Here is a 15,278-nt window from a genome sequence, read left to right as displayed (position 1 = left end):
AGTAGCATTTCAATTCGTTATCAAACCAGATCAAACCGACTAGCGGCCATTTCAGCAGATTCAATGGTCATTTAAATGAGACCTGCGTCTAAAAATCCCGGGAGGGAACCATGACTCATCGGGGGTTTACGTTACTTGAGCTACTAATCACTCTTTGTATTTTATCGATACTTCTATTTATCGGTCTGCCAAGCTTTACGCAGATTATTGAAAAAACACAGCTAAAGCTTGCAGGGGAAGAAATAATTAGTGCTATTCAGCTAACAAGAAATACGGCTGTTGTTAAGAATCAGCGCGTCACTATGCGCAACTCTGGAGGCTGGGATCTTGGATGGGAGGTTTTTATCGATACCGACAATGATGGTTTCCGCGGTGAAAGAGACACTCTAGTAATGTCTGGGCCTAAATTAGATAAAGTAAAGGTTCTATCTAATTTTCCCCTTAGAGATTACATTTCCTTTATTGGAACCGGTGAAAGTCGCAAGGCAGGTTCTCTACAAGGCGCATTACAAATGGGAAGCCTCTACGTTTGTTCCCTTGATGGATCAGAGGGCCTGGCCCTTATACTGTTCCATAGCGGTCGCTTGAGAGTCGAGCAGGCAAATCAAAGCCAATGCTCCTAGCACCCAGAAAGGAGGCACGAGAGCTTATTATTTAAGCTCTTTAGGCAGGGAGAAACGTATATTCTCAGCCCTTCCATCCATTTCTTCAGGAAGGCTTGCACCAAGTTGTTGCAGTCGCTCAATCACTCCTTGTACCAGGACTTCCGGTGCTGACGCTCCCGCTGTGATCCCTATGGCCGTCTTATCCTGAAGCCAACTGGCATCGATATCATCTGCACCATCGATCAATTTAGCAGTAGCACCACAGCGTTCAGCGAGTTCACGCAGGCGATTGGAATTAGAGCTATTCGGGCTACCGACAACAAGAACCAGGTCACTCTCCAGAGCTAACTGTTTCACTGCATCCTGGCGGTTCTGGGTTGCGTAACAGATATCATCTTTTCGAGGCCCACGGATTTCAGGGAAGCGCACTCTCAGAGCATCAATGACTCGAGCAGTATCATCCATGGATAATGTTGTCTGAGTGACATAGGCGAGATTACTCTCGTCTTTAACGGTTAACTTACTAACATCCTCTTCGTCTTCAACCAGGTAGATGGCACCACCAGCAGAGTTGTCATACTGCCCCATTGTGCCCTCCACTTCCGGGTGCCCGGCGTGGCCGATTAGTATGCACTCAGCACCGTCGGTGCTGAACTTACTCACTTCAATATGCACCTTGGTAACCAGCGGGCAAGTAGCATCGAACACACGCAGGCCGCGCTCTTCAGCTTCGCGCTGCACAGCTTTTGAAACACCGTGAGCACTGAAGATAACGATAACATCATCGGGCACTTCATCGAGTTCATCGACAAAGACCGCACCGCGCTCTTTCAGGCTCTCCACCACAAACTTATTATGCACCACTTCATGGCGGACATAGATCGGCGCACCAAATACATCCAGGGCGCGATTCACAATATCAATTGCCCGGTCAACACCGGCACAAAAGCCCCGGGGGTTAGCCATTCGGATTTGCATGTCTACTTCAGTACCCTACTTGCTACAAAGAGGGAACCCGACCCTATTGGATCGAATCCACCGCAATAATTTTCACATGGAAATTTAAGGTTTGACCGGCCAATGGATGATTAAAGTCGACGGTAACATCGTCCTCACCAATCTCACTGATTACTCCGGGGAGTTCGCCGCTGCCATTGTCAAAAGAGACTACCAATCCGCGCTCCAGCTCCATATCGGGAGAAAAGGTATCCCGGCGCACCTTTTGCAGGTTTTCCGGGTTGCGCTGACCAAATCCTATCTCCGGCGGTATCTCGATCTCGGCTTCATCCCCCGCTTTTAAACCAAAAAGCGCTTTTTCAAAGCCCGGCAGCAAACTGCCATCGCCAACACTGAAAGAGGCTGGGTCACCTTTGAAGGTTGAATCCACCTCAGTGCCATCGTCCAATTTCAGGCTAAAGTGCAGTGTCACCCGGCAGTGTTCACCGATAACGGCATTACTCATAGTTCGTTAGACTTCCACGTTATTTTTTGCTTTGCCACTTTCTTTTTCTGCAAAAAAAAGTAGCTCAATAACCAGCATTGCAGCGCCGATACTAATTCCCATATCCGCAACATTGAATACCGGGAAGTGCCAGTTGCCGTAATAGACCGAAATAAAATCCCTTACGTAACCCAGCAGCACTCGATCCCAAAGGTTGCCCAAGGCCCCCCCCAGAATTAGCGCCAGGGCACAGGGTTCCCAGCGCTTTGTTGTCGGCAGGCGCCATAGCCAAACACTGACAACAACGCTAAATACAAAGGCAATAATTCCGAAAAACCACCGCTGCCATCCCCCAGCATCAGACAGGAAGCTAAAGGCAGCACCGTAGTTTTCGGCATAAGTAAATTGCAGCAAGCCGGGAATAATTTGCATTGAAGGGCCGTGCATAAACATATCCACGGCCCAGACTTTGCTGGCGATATCGAGGACAACCACCACCAGCGCCAGCCAGTACCAGCGCCATGGATGCCCCCAAACAGGGTTGGAACTAGGCATAGTGCCTCACTTCTCCTTCACCAGAAACGTTTTCCACGCAGCGCTCACAAATGTCTGGATACTCTGCTGATACACCCACATCGGCACGGTAATGCCAACAGCGCGCACACTTGGGGTGATCCACTTTGCTTACGCTGACTTTCAATCCTTCCAGCTCTGTGGACTCTGCACCGGCAGCATCGCTGAGCGGCTGCACAGAAGTGGAGGAGCAAATCAAAACAAAGCGCAACTCGTCTTCGAGCTCCAGAAGCTTTTCGCGCAAGTCATCTTCGGCGAACAGAGTCACCGCTGCTTGCAGGGAGCCGCCAATAGCACCAGCTCCACGCTGCTCTTCAAGCACCTTGTTTACCGCAGTTTTTACTTCGGCCATGGCGGCCCAATAGTCCGCACCTTTAACCGAGTCTGCTGGCAGCTTCGGCAGCGAATACCATTCTTCAATAAAGATGCTGTCCGCTTTGGCACCGGGAATAAACTGCCACAGTTCTTCTGCGGTAAAGCTCAGGATAGGCGCAATCCAGCGAACAAATGCCTGAACAATATGATAGAGGGCAGTTTGCGCAGAGCGGCGTGCAGTACTGTCCTCTTTAGTGGTGTACTGGCGATCTTTGATGATATCCAGGTAGAAGCCACCCATTTCCACGACACAGAAGTTATGTAACTTCTGGTAGATTTGGTGGAACTGGTAGTTATCGTAAGCCACGATAATTTCATCCTGTAGACGCGCAGCCTTATCCAGCGCCCAGCGATCCAGCGCCAGAAGTTCACTCTCCGGCAACAAATCTTTTTCCGGGTCAAACCCAGCCAGGTTGGACAGGAAGAAACGAGCCGTATTGCGCAAGCGACGGTAAGAGTCCGCTGTGCGTTTCAGGATCTCATCGGAAACCGCCATTTCACCACTGAAGTCTGTGGCGGAAACCCAAAGGCGCAATACATCTGCACCCAACTTGTTGATTACATCCAGTGGTGCAACGGTATTGCCGATGGACTTGGACATTTTCCGTCCCTGTGCATCTACCGTGAAACCGTGGGTCAACACTTGCTTATAAGGGGCACAATCGTTGATGGCGATGGAGGTCTTCAGTGAAGACTGGAACCAGCCTCGATGCTGATCAGAGCCCTCAAGGTACAGATCTGCCGGGAAACGCAGGCCGTTGCGGCGCTCCAGTACGGCGTAATGAGTCACACCTGAATCGAACCAGACATCCAGGGTGTCGGTAACCTTTTGATATTGGTCTGCCTCATCTCCCAAGAGCTCCTGCGGGTCCAGGTCAAACCAAACATCCATACCCTCGGCATCGACCTTTTCAGCCACTTTGTCCATCAAAGCGGGAGTGTCCGGGTGGATTTCATGGGTCTCTTTGTGAACAAACAAAGCGATGGGCACGCCCCAGGTGCGCTGGCGGGAAATACACCAATCCGGACTGCCATCGAGCATGGCATCGATACGAGCCTTGCCCCAACCGGGGATCCACTGAACTTCATCCGCTGCCTTCTGTGCATTCTCCAGAAGGTCATTCTGCTGCATGCTCACAAACCACTGCGGAGTTGCGCGGTAAATAAGCGGCGTCTTGGTGCGCCAGCAGTGAGGGTAGCTGTGCTCCATCTTACCCTGGTGCAGAAGTACTCCGCGCTCCTGTAACAGGGCCACGATTTTGTCGTCCACCTTGTAGACGTGCTCACCGGCAAACAGCGGTACCATATCGCGGTACACGCCATTGTCATCGATATAGTTCAGGGTATCGATGCCGTAGCGCTTGCCCACCTGGAAGTCATCGGGACCATGGTCCGGCGCAGTGTGTACACAGCCTGTACCTGCATCAGTGGTGACATGGTCGCCGAGGATCATCGGCAATTGCTTCTCGTAGAAAGGATGGTTTAGCTTCAGGTGCTCCAAGGCAGCACCGCGAATACGGCCTACCACTTCACCTTCGAGCCCCGCCTTCTCCAATACGGCGTCCTTGAGTGCTTCGGCAACGAGCAATCGGCGCTCGGCCGTTTGCACCACAACATATTCCAGCTCAGCATTGACAGAAACCGCTTGGCTGGAAGGAAGCGTCCAGGGGGTTGTGGTCCAGATAACAACGGATAGGGGGCCTTCACCCGCGTGTCCACCTGCCGCATCGGCGATAGCCAGGGATGTCTCTTCCGTCGCCGGATAGCAAACGTAAATGGAGTAGGAGGTTTTATCCTGATACTCCACTTCCGCTTCCGCCAGAGCTGATCCGCCCACAACGCTCCAGTACACGGGCTTGAAACCCCGTGCCAAATGGCCATTTTTGACCACTCGCCCAAGCGCTCGGATGATATCGCCTTCAAATTGGAAATCCATGGTGCGGTAGGGGTTGTCCCACTCACCGAACACCCCCAGGCGAATAAAGTCTTTCTTCTGTCCGTCCACCTGCTTGGCTGCGTATTCGCGGCACTTCTGGCGGAAAGTTTTGTGATCCACCTTTGCGCCCGCCTTGCCAATCTTTTTCTCGACGCGGTGCTCAATCGGCAGGCCGTGGCAGTCCCAGCCAGGCACATAGGGAGCGTCAAAACCGCTCAGGGTTTTCGACTTGATAATAATATCTTTGAGAATCTTGTTGACCGAATGACCTATGTGAATATCCCCGTTGGCGTAGGGGGGGCCGTCGTGCAGGATAAACTGCTCGCGCCCCGCCCGCGCTTCGCGGATTTTTTCGTAGAGCTTGGTTTCCTGCCACTTCTTTAAAATAGCCGGCTCGCGCTGGGGCAGATTGCCGCGCATAGGAAAGTCGGTCTCAGGCAGGTTTAAGGTCACTTTATAATCAGTCATTGGATGTCTACTTCAGCTCTAGTAGAGAATAATTCATCGTCTATACACCGGTTAGTGCCCCTTGGGGTTTTGCACAAACCAGTCTTTAGCATCGTCAATATCCTGAGCGATGCGGGCTTTGAGGATTTCCAGGGAGGCAAACTTCTCTTCATTGCGAAGTTTGTGGCAAAACTCTACCGCTAGTTCTTTCCCGTAGAGGTTGCCATCAAAATCAAACAAGTTGACTTCCAGTAGTGGCCGGGCGCCCTCTCCCTCAACTGTCGGGCGAAACCCCACATTGGCCACACCGTCAATTTCCGGCCGTCCAGCTGCGAGTTCGCTTCCATTCGCGGCTTTGGTGCGAACGGTGTAAACGCCAACCAGCGGGGAGCGGTAGCGGTGCAAACGCACATTGGCTGTGGGAGCACCCAGTTGCCGGCCCAAGGCGCGGCCGGGGGCAACCCGTCCGGTAATACTGTAAGGGCGCCCGAGTAAGGCCTCGGCCAACTCAAATTCGCCCCGCTGCAAGGCTTCGCGGATGCGGGTGCTGCTCACCCGGGCTCCGCGAACCTCAAGCGTAGCCGTGTCTTCCACCGTGAATCCATTTTCGGCTCCGGCGCCCTGGAGAAGTCGATAATCGCCACTGCGATCACAGCCGAAGCGGAAATCGTCTCCCACCACCAAATGGCGGATTCCAAGGCCGTCCACAAGAATACGGCGCACAAAAGCATCGGCACTCAGGTTGCGCAGTTTCTCGTTAAACTGCAGGCACAGCACCCGGTCAGCACCAGCATCAAATAGCGCCAACACCTTCTCTTTAAAGCGCATCAGACGCGCGGGCGCCCTTTCCCCAGAGAAGAACTCATGTGGCTGGGGCTCAAAGATAATCGCCACCGAGGGCAGATCATGTTCCTGCGCGCGTTGCTTGAGCTGCGCAATAATCGCCTGGTGACCGAGGTGTACACCGTCGAACGAGCCGATTGTCGCCACGCTTCCCCGGTGGCGGGGGCGCAGGTTGTGCAACCCGCGAATTAGTTCGCGCTCCTGGGCCAAAGCGATTTTCCCATCCTCATAAAATCGAGCCGCACAGTATAGCGGATTCCCACTGGGCGGCCAGAGGCCATATTTATCCAGATATGCCCACTTAATAAACTAACTTGTGGCGCGGAAGTGGCGGGGGCGCAATCCTGAAACCAGTAAAACGGACAGATAGGTCGCTCCCCCAGCAGCTACGATTAGCCCCATACGCCAGGCGCGGTCATACCAGGCCCATTCACTCCACTGTGACCACAAGTGCAGGGCCCCGAGCAAAATCGCAACCATCGCCAAATTCGCCAGAAGCAACCTTACCAGGTAAGTGCCCCAACCAGCCTCAGGTTTATAGACATCATCTCGACGCAAGCCTTTATAGAGGAGCCAGGCGTTAATAGCGGCCTGACAAGCCGTAGCCAGCGCCAGGCCCATATGGCCGAGTTTGAAGTAGTAGTTAAGCGGTATCACAAACAGCAGGCTCAACACCATTTTGGCCGAGATAGCGATTAAACCAAAGCGCACTGGGGTATAGGTATCCTGGCGGGCAAAATAGCCCGGCGCCAGCACTTTAATCAGCATAAACGCCAACAGCCCCATGGCATAAGCGCGCAGGGACCAGGCGGCCATTTGCATATCGCGCGGCTGCATCTGCCCATACTGAAAAAGGGTTGTCAGGAGCGGCTCAGCCAGTACCACCAAAGCTACAGAAGCGGGCAGGGAAATTAGCGTGACACTGCGCAAAGCCCAGTCGAGGGTATGACGGAACCGGCGAGGGTCTCCGTCAGTGTGCTGCCGCGACAAGCTCGGCAGAATCACCGTTGCCACCGCAACCCCAAACACCCCCAAGGGCAGCTCGGTGAGCCGGTCGGAAAAATAGAGCCAGGAAACACTGCCGCTGGGCAGGAATGAAGCCAGCAGAGTGTCCATCACCAGGCTGATCTGGGTCACTGACACACCAAAAATCGCCGGCGCCATCAGGCGTAAAATTTTACGCACTCCTTTGTGCTGCCAATCCCACTTAGGGCTAGGCAACAAACCTTCACGAGCGAGAAAAGGCAGTTGAAACAGCAGCTGCACCACCCCCGCAACAAAAACGCCCCAAGCAAGCGCCATAATTTGCGGATCAAACCAGCTGGTAGCAACAGTCGCCGCAGCAATCAAAACCAGGTTGAGCATCACCGGGGTTAGCGCCGGAATCGCAAAACGATCGAAAGTATTGAGTATTGCCCCGGTAAATCCCGCCAGGGAAATCAGCATTAAATAGGGAAAGGTGATCTGCAACATATCGGTAGCGAGATCGAACTTCTCACGCTCACTGCCGTCCCACCACCAACCAAAAGCAAAAATACCCGTCACTAGTGGAGCGCAGAGAACACCAAACAGAGTAACCAACAAAAGTACGCCGCCAAGGGCGCCAGCAACCCGGTCATTTAACTCTCGCGCAGCCGCCTTACCGCCCTTTTGGCGGTATTCGGCCAGTACCGGCACAAAGGCCTGGGCAAATGCACCTTCGGCAAATAAGCGGCGGAAAAAGTTGGGAATCTTGAATGCGACAAAAAAGGCATCGGCAGCATCGCCCGCACCGGCAAAGCGGGCCAGTGCCACGTCGCGAACCAGCCCGGCCACTCGCGACAGCATAGTGGCAGCACCGACAACGGAACTGCCCCGCAGCAATCTGGAAGCACCAGATTTTTCGACTGCCTGTTCCTGAGCTGGGGATGACTGCGACAAAACTCGGACTCCTGGCGAAAGTTGAAACTTGTTGGCCGGCAAGTCTACCCCAAAACCTGGGGATATATGGGCTCCTCTACAGAGCTGAGGCCCTGCGACTGCGGGACCGCGAGCCTATACTAAGAGCGAGCTAGTCGCGCCACCCATGGAGCTGGTGGTGCGGGGAGAGAAGGGATGACCATTAGTGCTTTGATTATTGCCCTGGTTCTGGCAATTGTGCGGTACATAGCAGCTGTTGATGGCCCCAGCCCCGTCTGTCCATCCACCCCCTGCTATAACTGCGGTCGCCCAGCCCCTTCCAGCTTCCGAGCTGGGTTTCGGAGCGATCGCCATATTTCGCCACAATTGAGCCGCAGTTGGTCATAGCTGCGCCACGCCAGCGCCTCCTTGGAGCTTTTTAATAACACTCAAACGGGCCGCAACAGAACAGGCCCACACGAGTAAGAAAAGCCGCTAAGGAGCAGAACAATGAAAAAAGTAGTGATGGCCGTCGCCCTGGGTTCTCTGATTGCCACCGGAGCCCACGCTAAGGAACAAAACGAATCCAATTTGACTCCGGCCAAGCAGGCCTCAGTCTTTACCGGCTCTGCAATTGCCGGTGCAGCATTGGGTGGGCCCGTTGGCTTTATCGCCGGAGCACTCGGCGGAGCCTGGCTCGGAGAGCAGATCAAGCAAGCAGACGAGGCAGATATGCTGGCAACACAACTGACAGAGAGCCGTGCAGAGCTCAGCAACCTGGCACAGCAATTGGATGCGGCTCAACTGTCCGCGAACGACGCCAGCCAACTGGCCCTGGATTCACTGCAATTCCAAATGCTGTTTACCACTGGGGAGGACGAGCTTCAGGAGGGCCAAATGCACCAGCTGAGTGCCATGGCTGACTTCCTCAAGCGCCACCCCCACCTGCAAATCCACCTGGAGGGACACGCAGATCCTCGCGGCAGCGACGGCTACAACAATGTACTGTCCGATCAACGCGCACTGAGTGTGGAAGAGGCTTTGGTATCACTGGGAGTTGATGCCTCAAGAATCAGCCGCAGTGCACTCGGCTCCACCTACTCCCAGGCAGCCCGAGGCGATGTAGACGCCTACGCCATGGAGCGCCGCGTCGACATCCGCTTCTCCCTTCCGGAGTCCATGGCGGGAAACTTCTGAGTCAAAGGGGCACGGCGGACAACAAATCCGCATTCCCCTTCGCCTTCAAGCCGCACTACACAAGCGTGAGTGGATCGCAAATCCACTCACGCAACTCCAAGCTGATAGAAACCCTGTTGTATTTGCGGGCGCCTTGCGCCCGCCTTTTTGCCTAACCCCTGCAACTTCGTGCATGATTCTCCGCCAGAAAGGAATTAAGTCGGGATTTGTCATGAGTGCAACCATCGCCATTGTCGAAGATGAACGCGCTATCGCAGAAAACTACCGCGATGCCCTGCGCCGCCACGGTTACCGGGTCGATTTATACAGCGCCAGGATTGAGGCCATGGATGCTTTTCGCCAGCGGCTGCCGGACCTGGCCGTGATCGATGTTGGCCTGGGCAGCGAGGTGGAGGGCGGTTTTGAGCTCTGCCGGGAATTGCGCGCTATGGCGCCGAGCCTGCCAATATTATTTCTCACCGCCAGGGACTCAGAGCTGGATATTATTTCCGGACTGCGCCTGGGGGCTGATGATTACCTCACCAAGGATATCTCCCTACCCCATATGCAGGCGCGAATTAACGCCCTACTGCGCCGCGTTAGCGTGCTGCGAGATCAAAACGATGAAGGCGAGAGCTTAACTCAGGGAAAGCTATGGCTGGATATTTCCAGGCTCCATTGCCACTGGGATGAGCAACCCGTAGACCTGACCGTGACCGAATTCTGGATTGTCCACGCCCTGGCCAAAAGGCCCGGTCACGTTAAATCCCGCAGCCAACTTATGGAAGCGGCCCGCGTAGTGCTGGATGACAACACCATCACCTCTCACGTCAAAAGAATCAGGCGCAAGTTCCAGGCGCTGGATACCGAGTTTAATGCCATAGGAACCGCCTACGGCATGGGGTATCGCTGGCAGCTGTAAACCACCATCGGGCGAACAATTTCAAAAATTTAAGTATGAACCTACGCCGCCAACTCTTGCTCGTCAGCCTTGTCGCACTCACCCTGCCCTGGGCCGGCTGCCAGTACCTCCGCCAGGTGGACGCCGCCCTAGCACAAGGCCAGATCCAGGCAATTGAAGCAACTGCGGCGGCAATTGCCGCGCGCTTGGCCAGCACCCCCCAGCTTATCGCCCCAGATCCTCAGCGCCTTTCGCGCCCACCAGGGGCTCAGCTCTACCTGAATCCCCTATCTCAAGCTCCGAGAGTCGACGGCTATGGCGATGAGTGGCGAGCGCAGCAACTGGAGCCCAGAGCCCTTGAGGACGGGCAGCTGTCCCCTATGGCCCAGGTGACGCTGGGACAACTGGATAAGCAAATCTACCTGCTTCTCACTGTTTCGGACTCAACCCCCGCCTACCGGGACCCCCGCACAGGCCTAATCGCTGGAGGCGACACTGTAGAACTGTTTACCGCTGACCGGCACTACATCCTGCCCGTCGCCAGCCAGGGGGCCGCCAGCGCCTTGTGGCACAACCCTAGAGAGGGCCGCTACGAGCGCGAGCTGCGTTTCAGGGGCCGCTGGACAACTTCTGGTGCGGGTTACCAATTGGAGCTGGCTCTACCACAAGCCCTAACCGGTGGAGCCCTCGCTATCCGTGTTCACGACAGGGCAAACAGCAGTGGCTCCTCACCGACTCGCAGCGCCAGCACACTTCCGGCAGATGGCCACCCAGGACGCTTGGTGAGCCCTCTGCCAGACCTTCAGAGAGAGCTCGACCATTTTGCGCGCCCTGGACTGCGCCTCGCAGTAGTGGACAGCGAGGGGTTTCTTCTTGCCAGCAACGGACAACTACAGCTGGCAGATTCCGAGAGCAATTCGTGGCTGAGAGACTGGGCTTATCGCAAATTGCTTTCCAGAGAGGATTTGCCACAGCTGCCGGAAAATAGCTTGCCTCTTCCGACGCCTGACAGCCGTGGCACCCGGGAGCAATGGTATTCAGGACCGCTGCAATCCCGAATTGGTGCGGTGAGTGTGCCCGTTATCACCCGGGTCGACGAAGTGGTTGAGCGGCCACTTCTGGGGCAAGTCGTCGTCCTGCAATCTGGCGAAGCGATGCAATCAGTCACCGAGGGAGCAGCCCACCGGTTGTGGTTGATCAGCTGCGCCGCGGCCGCTATCGCCCTGCTCTTCCTTTTGGGCTACGCCAGCTGGCTTTCCTGGCGCGTGCGCAAGCTACACCAGGCCGCCCGCAACGCAGTAGATTCCAGCGGCAAACTGCGCGGCAACTTTCCCCATTCAAAGGCAAGCGATGAACTGGGAGACCTAAACCGGGCCTTCGCCAGCCTGCTCGCAGAACTGGACCAATATCACCAGTACCTGCGCACTCTCGCCAGTAAGTTGTCACACGAGCTACGCACACCGCTGGCAGTGGTTCGCTCATCCCTGGATAACCTCGCCGCCGGAGAACTCGACGACCACAGCCGCCGCTATGCAGGGCGGGCTATGGATGGCAGTGCAAGGCTGTCGGGGATTCTCAACAGTCTCTCCGCAGCCAGCAATCTTGAAACCAGCATCCACCAAGCGGAGCGGGAGCCTTTCGACCTGGCAGACCTGCTTGAAGTCATGACGCAGTGCTATGGCGATGCTCACAGCGAACACCAATTTACTCTAAACAAACCCACTGGGGAGCTAGCCTGCCACGGCGCACCGGAGTTATTGGCTCAACTGCTGGACAAGCTGGTGGATAACGCATGTAGCTTCGCTCCCGAAGGCAGTGAAATTTGCCTGTCAGTGGCAACAAACAGAGATATGTACCTGATCACAGTGGGCAATGACGGCCCTCTGCTCCCGGAAGGTTACGCTCACAAGCTGTTCGACTCTCTCGTTTCTGTGCGCAACCAGGGCGATAATGCCGGCCACCTGGGGCTGGGACTGCATATCGCAAAACTGATCGCAGACTTCCACGGTGGCTCCTTAAAAGCCCGAAACCGCAGCGACGGCAGCGGTGTAGAGTTCAGCCTGGAGTTGCCGACCGGGTAACCGCCGTTGTGGATTGACAACATATCTGCACCGAGACGCCCGCTATGGTTGACAAACAACCAACTGTGGGGATAATGTCGCGTCCCGATCGGGCCCCAGGGCCTGTTAGTTACAGATTTATAGATTCCAGACAGGAGCAACCGGTGGCCAACTCACCTCAAGCGAAGAAACGCGCGCGCCAGAACGACAAGCGCCGCATGCACAACGCCAGTCTGCGCTCCATGGTGCGCACCTACATCAAGAAGGTAGTTGCGGCCATCGATGCCGGCGATGCGGAAAAAGCAAAAACTGCGTACGCAGAAGCAGTTCCCGTTATTGACCGTATGGCAGACAAAGGCATTATTCACAAGAATAAAGCCGCTCGTCATAAGAGCCGTCTGAACGCTCAGATCAAAGCTCTGGCCGCCTAATCCCTTAGACAGCAGACACAAAAAAGCCCCGCATTGCGGGGCTTTTTTGTATTCGAAACTTGCCAAGTCAGAGCAGGATCAGGTTATCGCGGTGAATCAATTCATCGTCATCCCGATACCCTAAAAGGTCGGCAAACTTCTCCGATGACTGCCCCAGAATCCGACCGCTCTCACTACTGTCATAATTGACCAGGCCCCGCGCTATCTCGCGACCTTCAGCATTCCTGCAAGACACCAGATCTCCGCGCCTGAAATGCCCTTCAACAGCGGTAACCCCCACCGGCAACAAACTGCTACCACTCCCAGTCATAGCTGCCTCCGCACCGGCATCCACTAACAGGGTTCCGCGCACCTGTAACTGTCCAGCGAGCCAGCGCTTACGCGCCGCCAGGGGATCTGCCTCTGGCAGCAACAGGGTACCCAGCTGCTCGCCGGCACAGACTTTATCTATCACTGCCTCCAAGGCCCCGCCAGCGATCACTGTGCGAGCTCCTGAGCGCGCTGCCAACTGCGCTGCGCGCACCTTGGTGGTCATACCACCACGACCCAGACCGCTGCGGGAATCCCCCGCCATCTCGAGCAGCCTGGGATCAAGCGCAGATGCCTCACTAATTAATTCTGCTTCGGGGTTATCGCGGGGATCTTCAGTAAACAGCCCATCCGCATCGGTCAAAATCAGCAGCGCATCTGCCTCAACCAGATTTGCAACCAGGGCTGCCAGGGTATCGTTATCGCCGAAACGTATTTCGTCAGTCACTACCGTGTCATTTTCATTCACGATAGGCACAGCCCCCAGTGACAGGAGCGTGCGCAAGGTGCTGCGAGCATTCAGGTAGCGAGTGCGATTGGAAAGGTCATCGTGATCCAACAGGATCTGAGCGCTGCGAATATCAAAACGGCTAAAAGCCTGCTCATAGACCTGCACAAGGTGGCTCTGCCCCACAGCAGCGGCCGCCTGTAACTGGTGGATAGACTCGGGCCGGCGACACCAGCCCAACCGGTCCATTCCGGCCGCAACAGCACCGGATGAAACCAGAACAACTTCGATCCCTCGACGGCGCAAATCAGCCATCTGCGCAACCCAAGCAGAAATGGCAGCGGTATTCACACCTCGACCATTATCTGTCAGAAGGGCGCTACCAATTTTTACCACCCACCGCTGGGCCTTGGTCAACGCCTGCCGGGACACTGTTGCGGAGTCCATGCTTCCCCCTCAGGACAAGATAACTATTGAGCGAGCCAGACGAACTCAGCAACTGCTCGCTCCACACAATTTAAGAGCGATACTCAACATCCACATCGTGGTCGTCGTCATCATCCCAATCCTCGTCGTCATCCACCTGCCCCTTGGCAGCTTTGCGCTTGGCGCGATGACTCTGTCTCAACTCTTCGATTCGCTCGCGAGCTTCGCGCTGCATTTGGCGCTGCGCTTCCAGCTCCGCCACAGCCAAGTCGGGATCTCGCTCCTCAACTTCCTGGCGCTCTTCCAGGTAGTCCATCAAGCGTCCACCGAGGGCATCGGTACCCTCTTTGCGAATAGCTGCCACACGGAACACAGGCCCTTCCCAGCCCAGAGCATCCACTACCGCCTGGCAGCGCTCTTCCAGCTCCGCAGCGGGAACCAAGTCCGTCTTGTTCAATACCAACCAGCGCTCACGCCCGGCCAGGGTAGGGCTAAAGGTGGACAGCTCGTGCTCAATGGCTCGGGCATTCTCCACCGGATCAGAGCCATCAAAGGGAGCCAGGTCAACCAGGTGCAACAAAACACGACAGCGAGTTAAGTGCTTGAGGAAGCGAATCCCCAGGCCCGCCCCTTCGGCTGCACCTTCAATCAGGCCGGGAATATCTGCAATCACAAAGCTGCGATGCTTCTGAACCTGCACCACCCCCAAATTTGGCACCAGGGTAGTAAAGGGGTAGTTGGCCACTTTCGGCTTGGCCGCAGAGACGGCGCGAATAAACGTGGACTTACCCGCATTGGGCAGTCCCAACATGCCTACATCTGCCAGAACTTTTAGCTCGAGCTTGAGACTACGCATCTCTCCCTCAGTGCCGTGTGTGGTCTGACGCGGCGCACGGTTAGTACTGGACTTGAAGCGGGTATTACCCAGGCCATGGAAGCCCCCCTGGGCCACCAGCTGACGCTCACCGGCTTCGGTCATATCGCCGATAGTCTCGCCGGTATCCGCATCAATGATCGTGGTGCCCACCGGCACCTTAAGGACCAGGTCCTCACCCTTGGCGCCAGTACAGTTGCGCCCTCGACCCGGCTGACCACTCTCAGCGGCGTAGCGGGGCTGGTAGCGATAATCCACCAGGGTGTTCAGGGAATCATCAGCTTCCAGGTACACGGAGCCGCCATCGCCGCCGTCACCGCCATCCGGGCCACCCTTCTCAACAAATTTTTCCCGGCGAAAGCTCAGGCAGCCATTGCCGCCCTTACCTGCCTGCACAGAGATGGGCGCCTCATCGACAAACTTCATAATCACTCCACCGCCACAGCGGTTGTCTCATCCGGTGCGCAGATGCGCGCACTATCATCATACCAGCCGACAAGCCGCCTCCTGTGGGCAACTGCCACCCTAACTTCCCGTCGCGGTCTTTTTGCGACT

Annotated in this window: 13 protein-coding genes; 5 read left to right on the top strand and 8 right to left on the bottom strand. The window is 55.6% G+C overall.

Annotated elements, in window-relative coordinates:
- Positions 1-110 precede the first annotated feature (110 nt).
- On the top strand, positions 111-623 hold the full coding sequence (locus ACJJI4_RS23520; protein WP_444926611.1) for a GspH/FimT family pseudopilin: 513 nt from the start codon (positions 111-113) through the stop codon (positions 621-623).
- A gap of 27 nt (positions 624-650) precedes the next feature.
- Here ACJJI4_RS23520 and ispH read toward each other — a convergent pair whose 3' ends face one another.
- From ispH to murJ, 6 genes are all read right to left on the bottom strand, one after another.
- The gene (gene ispH, locus ACJJI4_RS23515) at positions 651-1,583 is read right to left on the bottom strand and encodes a 4-hydroxy-3-methylbut-2-enyl diphosphate reductase (RefSeq protein WP_444926610.1); all 933 of its coding nucleotides are present in this window, start codon (positions 1,581-1,583) and stop codon (positions 651-653) included.
- Positions 1,584-1,626: 43 nt separating this feature from the next.
- The gene (locus tag ACJJI4_RS23510; protein WP_282934364.1) at positions 1,627-2,067 is read right to left on the bottom strand and encodes an FKBP-type peptidyl-prolyl cis-trans isomerase; all 441 of its coding nucleotides are present in this window, start codon (positions 2,065-2,067) and stop codon (positions 1,627-1,629) included.
- Between the two features lie 6 nt (positions 2,068-2,073).
- Positions 2,074-2,601: a signal peptidase II gene (gene lspA, locus ACJJI4_RS23505; RefSeq protein ID WP_444892732.1), complete on the bottom strand. Its 528-nt coding sequence runs from the start codon at positions 2,599-2,601 to the stop codon at positions 2,074-2,076.
- A complete protein-coding gene (gene ileS / locus ACJJI4_RS23500) occupies positions 2,594-5,398 on the bottom strand; it encodes an isoleucine--tRNA ligase (RefSeq protein ID WP_444926609.1) in 2,805 nt (934 codons plus the stop codon). Before ileS ends, lspA begins: the two co-directional genes overlap by 8 nt.
- Positions 5,399-5,449: 51 nt before the next feature.
- The gene (gene ribF, locus ACJJI4_RS23495; RefSeq protein ID WP_413664303.1) at positions 5,450-6,430 is read right to left on the bottom strand and encodes a bifunctional riboflavin kinase/FAD synthetase; all 981 of its coding nucleotides are present in this window, start codon (positions 6,428-6,430) and stop codon (positions 5,450-5,452) included.
- A gap of 99 nt (positions 6,431-6,529) precedes the next feature.
- The gene (murJ, locus tag ACJJI4_RS23490) at positions 6,530-8,140 is read right to left on the bottom strand and encodes a murein biosynthesis integral membrane protein MurJ (RefSeq protein WP_108731696.1); all 1,611 of its coding nucleotides are present in this window, start codon (positions 8,138-8,140) and stop codon (positions 6,530-6,532) included.
- 468 nt (positions 8,141-8,608) lie between these two features.
- Between murJ and ACJJI4_RS23485 the strand changes: the two genes are divergently transcribed.
- From ACJJI4_RS23485 to rpsT, 4 genes are all read left to right on the top strand, one after another.
- A complete protein-coding gene (locus ACJJI4_RS23485; RefSeq protein ID WP_108731695.1) occupies positions 8,609-9,295 on the top strand; it encodes an OmpA family protein in 687 nt (228 codons plus the stop codon).
- A gap of 211 nt (positions 9,296-9,506) precedes the next feature.
- Positions 9,507-10,196 carry a proteobacterial dedicated sortase system response regulator gene (gene pdsR, locus ACJJI4_RS23480; RefSeq protein ID WP_108735148.1) on the top strand — a complete coding sequence of 230 codons (690 nt, stop codon included), beginning with the start codon at positions 9,507-9,509 and terminating at the stop codon, positions 10,194-10,196.
- A gap of 35 nt (positions 10,197-10,231) precedes the next feature.
- On the top strand, positions 10,232-12,256 hold the full coding sequence (locus ACJJI4_RS23475; RefSeq protein WP_444926608.1) for an ATP-binding protein: 2,025 nt from the start codon (positions 10,232-10,234) through the stop codon (positions 12,254-12,256).
- A 143-nt stretch (positions 12,257-12,399) separates the two neighbouring features.
- On the top strand, positions 12,400-12,666 hold the full coding sequence (gene rpsT, locus ACJJI4_RS23470; protein ID WP_108731693.1) for a 30S ribosomal protein S20: 267 nt from the start codon (positions 12,400-12,402) through the stop codon (positions 12,664-12,666).
- A gap of 67 nt (positions 12,667-12,733) precedes the next feature.
- On the opposite strand, the gene proB is transcribed toward rpsT, so the two are convergent.
- Together proB and cgtA are read right to left on the bottom strand one after the other, a co-directional pair.
- Positions 12,734-13,870 carry a glutamate 5-kinase gene (gene proB, locus ACJJI4_RS23465; RefSeq protein WP_444926607.1) on the bottom strand — a complete coding sequence of 379 codons (1,137 nt, stop codon included), beginning with the start codon at positions 13,868-13,870 and terminating at the stop codon, positions 12,734-12,736.
- 70 nt (positions 13,871-13,940) lie between these two features.
- The gene (cgtA, locus tag ACJJI4_RS23460) at positions 13,941-15,149 is read right to left on the bottom strand and encodes an Obg family GTPase CgtA (protein WP_444926606.1); all 1,209 of its coding nucleotides are present in this window, start codon (positions 15,147-15,149) and stop codon (positions 13,941-13,943) included.
- Positions 15,150-15,278: the final 129 nt, after the last annotated feature.

It is taken from the genome of Microbulbifer maximicatervae (SeqCode), from assembly GCF_052467305.1.
This window is presented reverse-complemented; position numbering and strand designations above follow the sequence as displayed.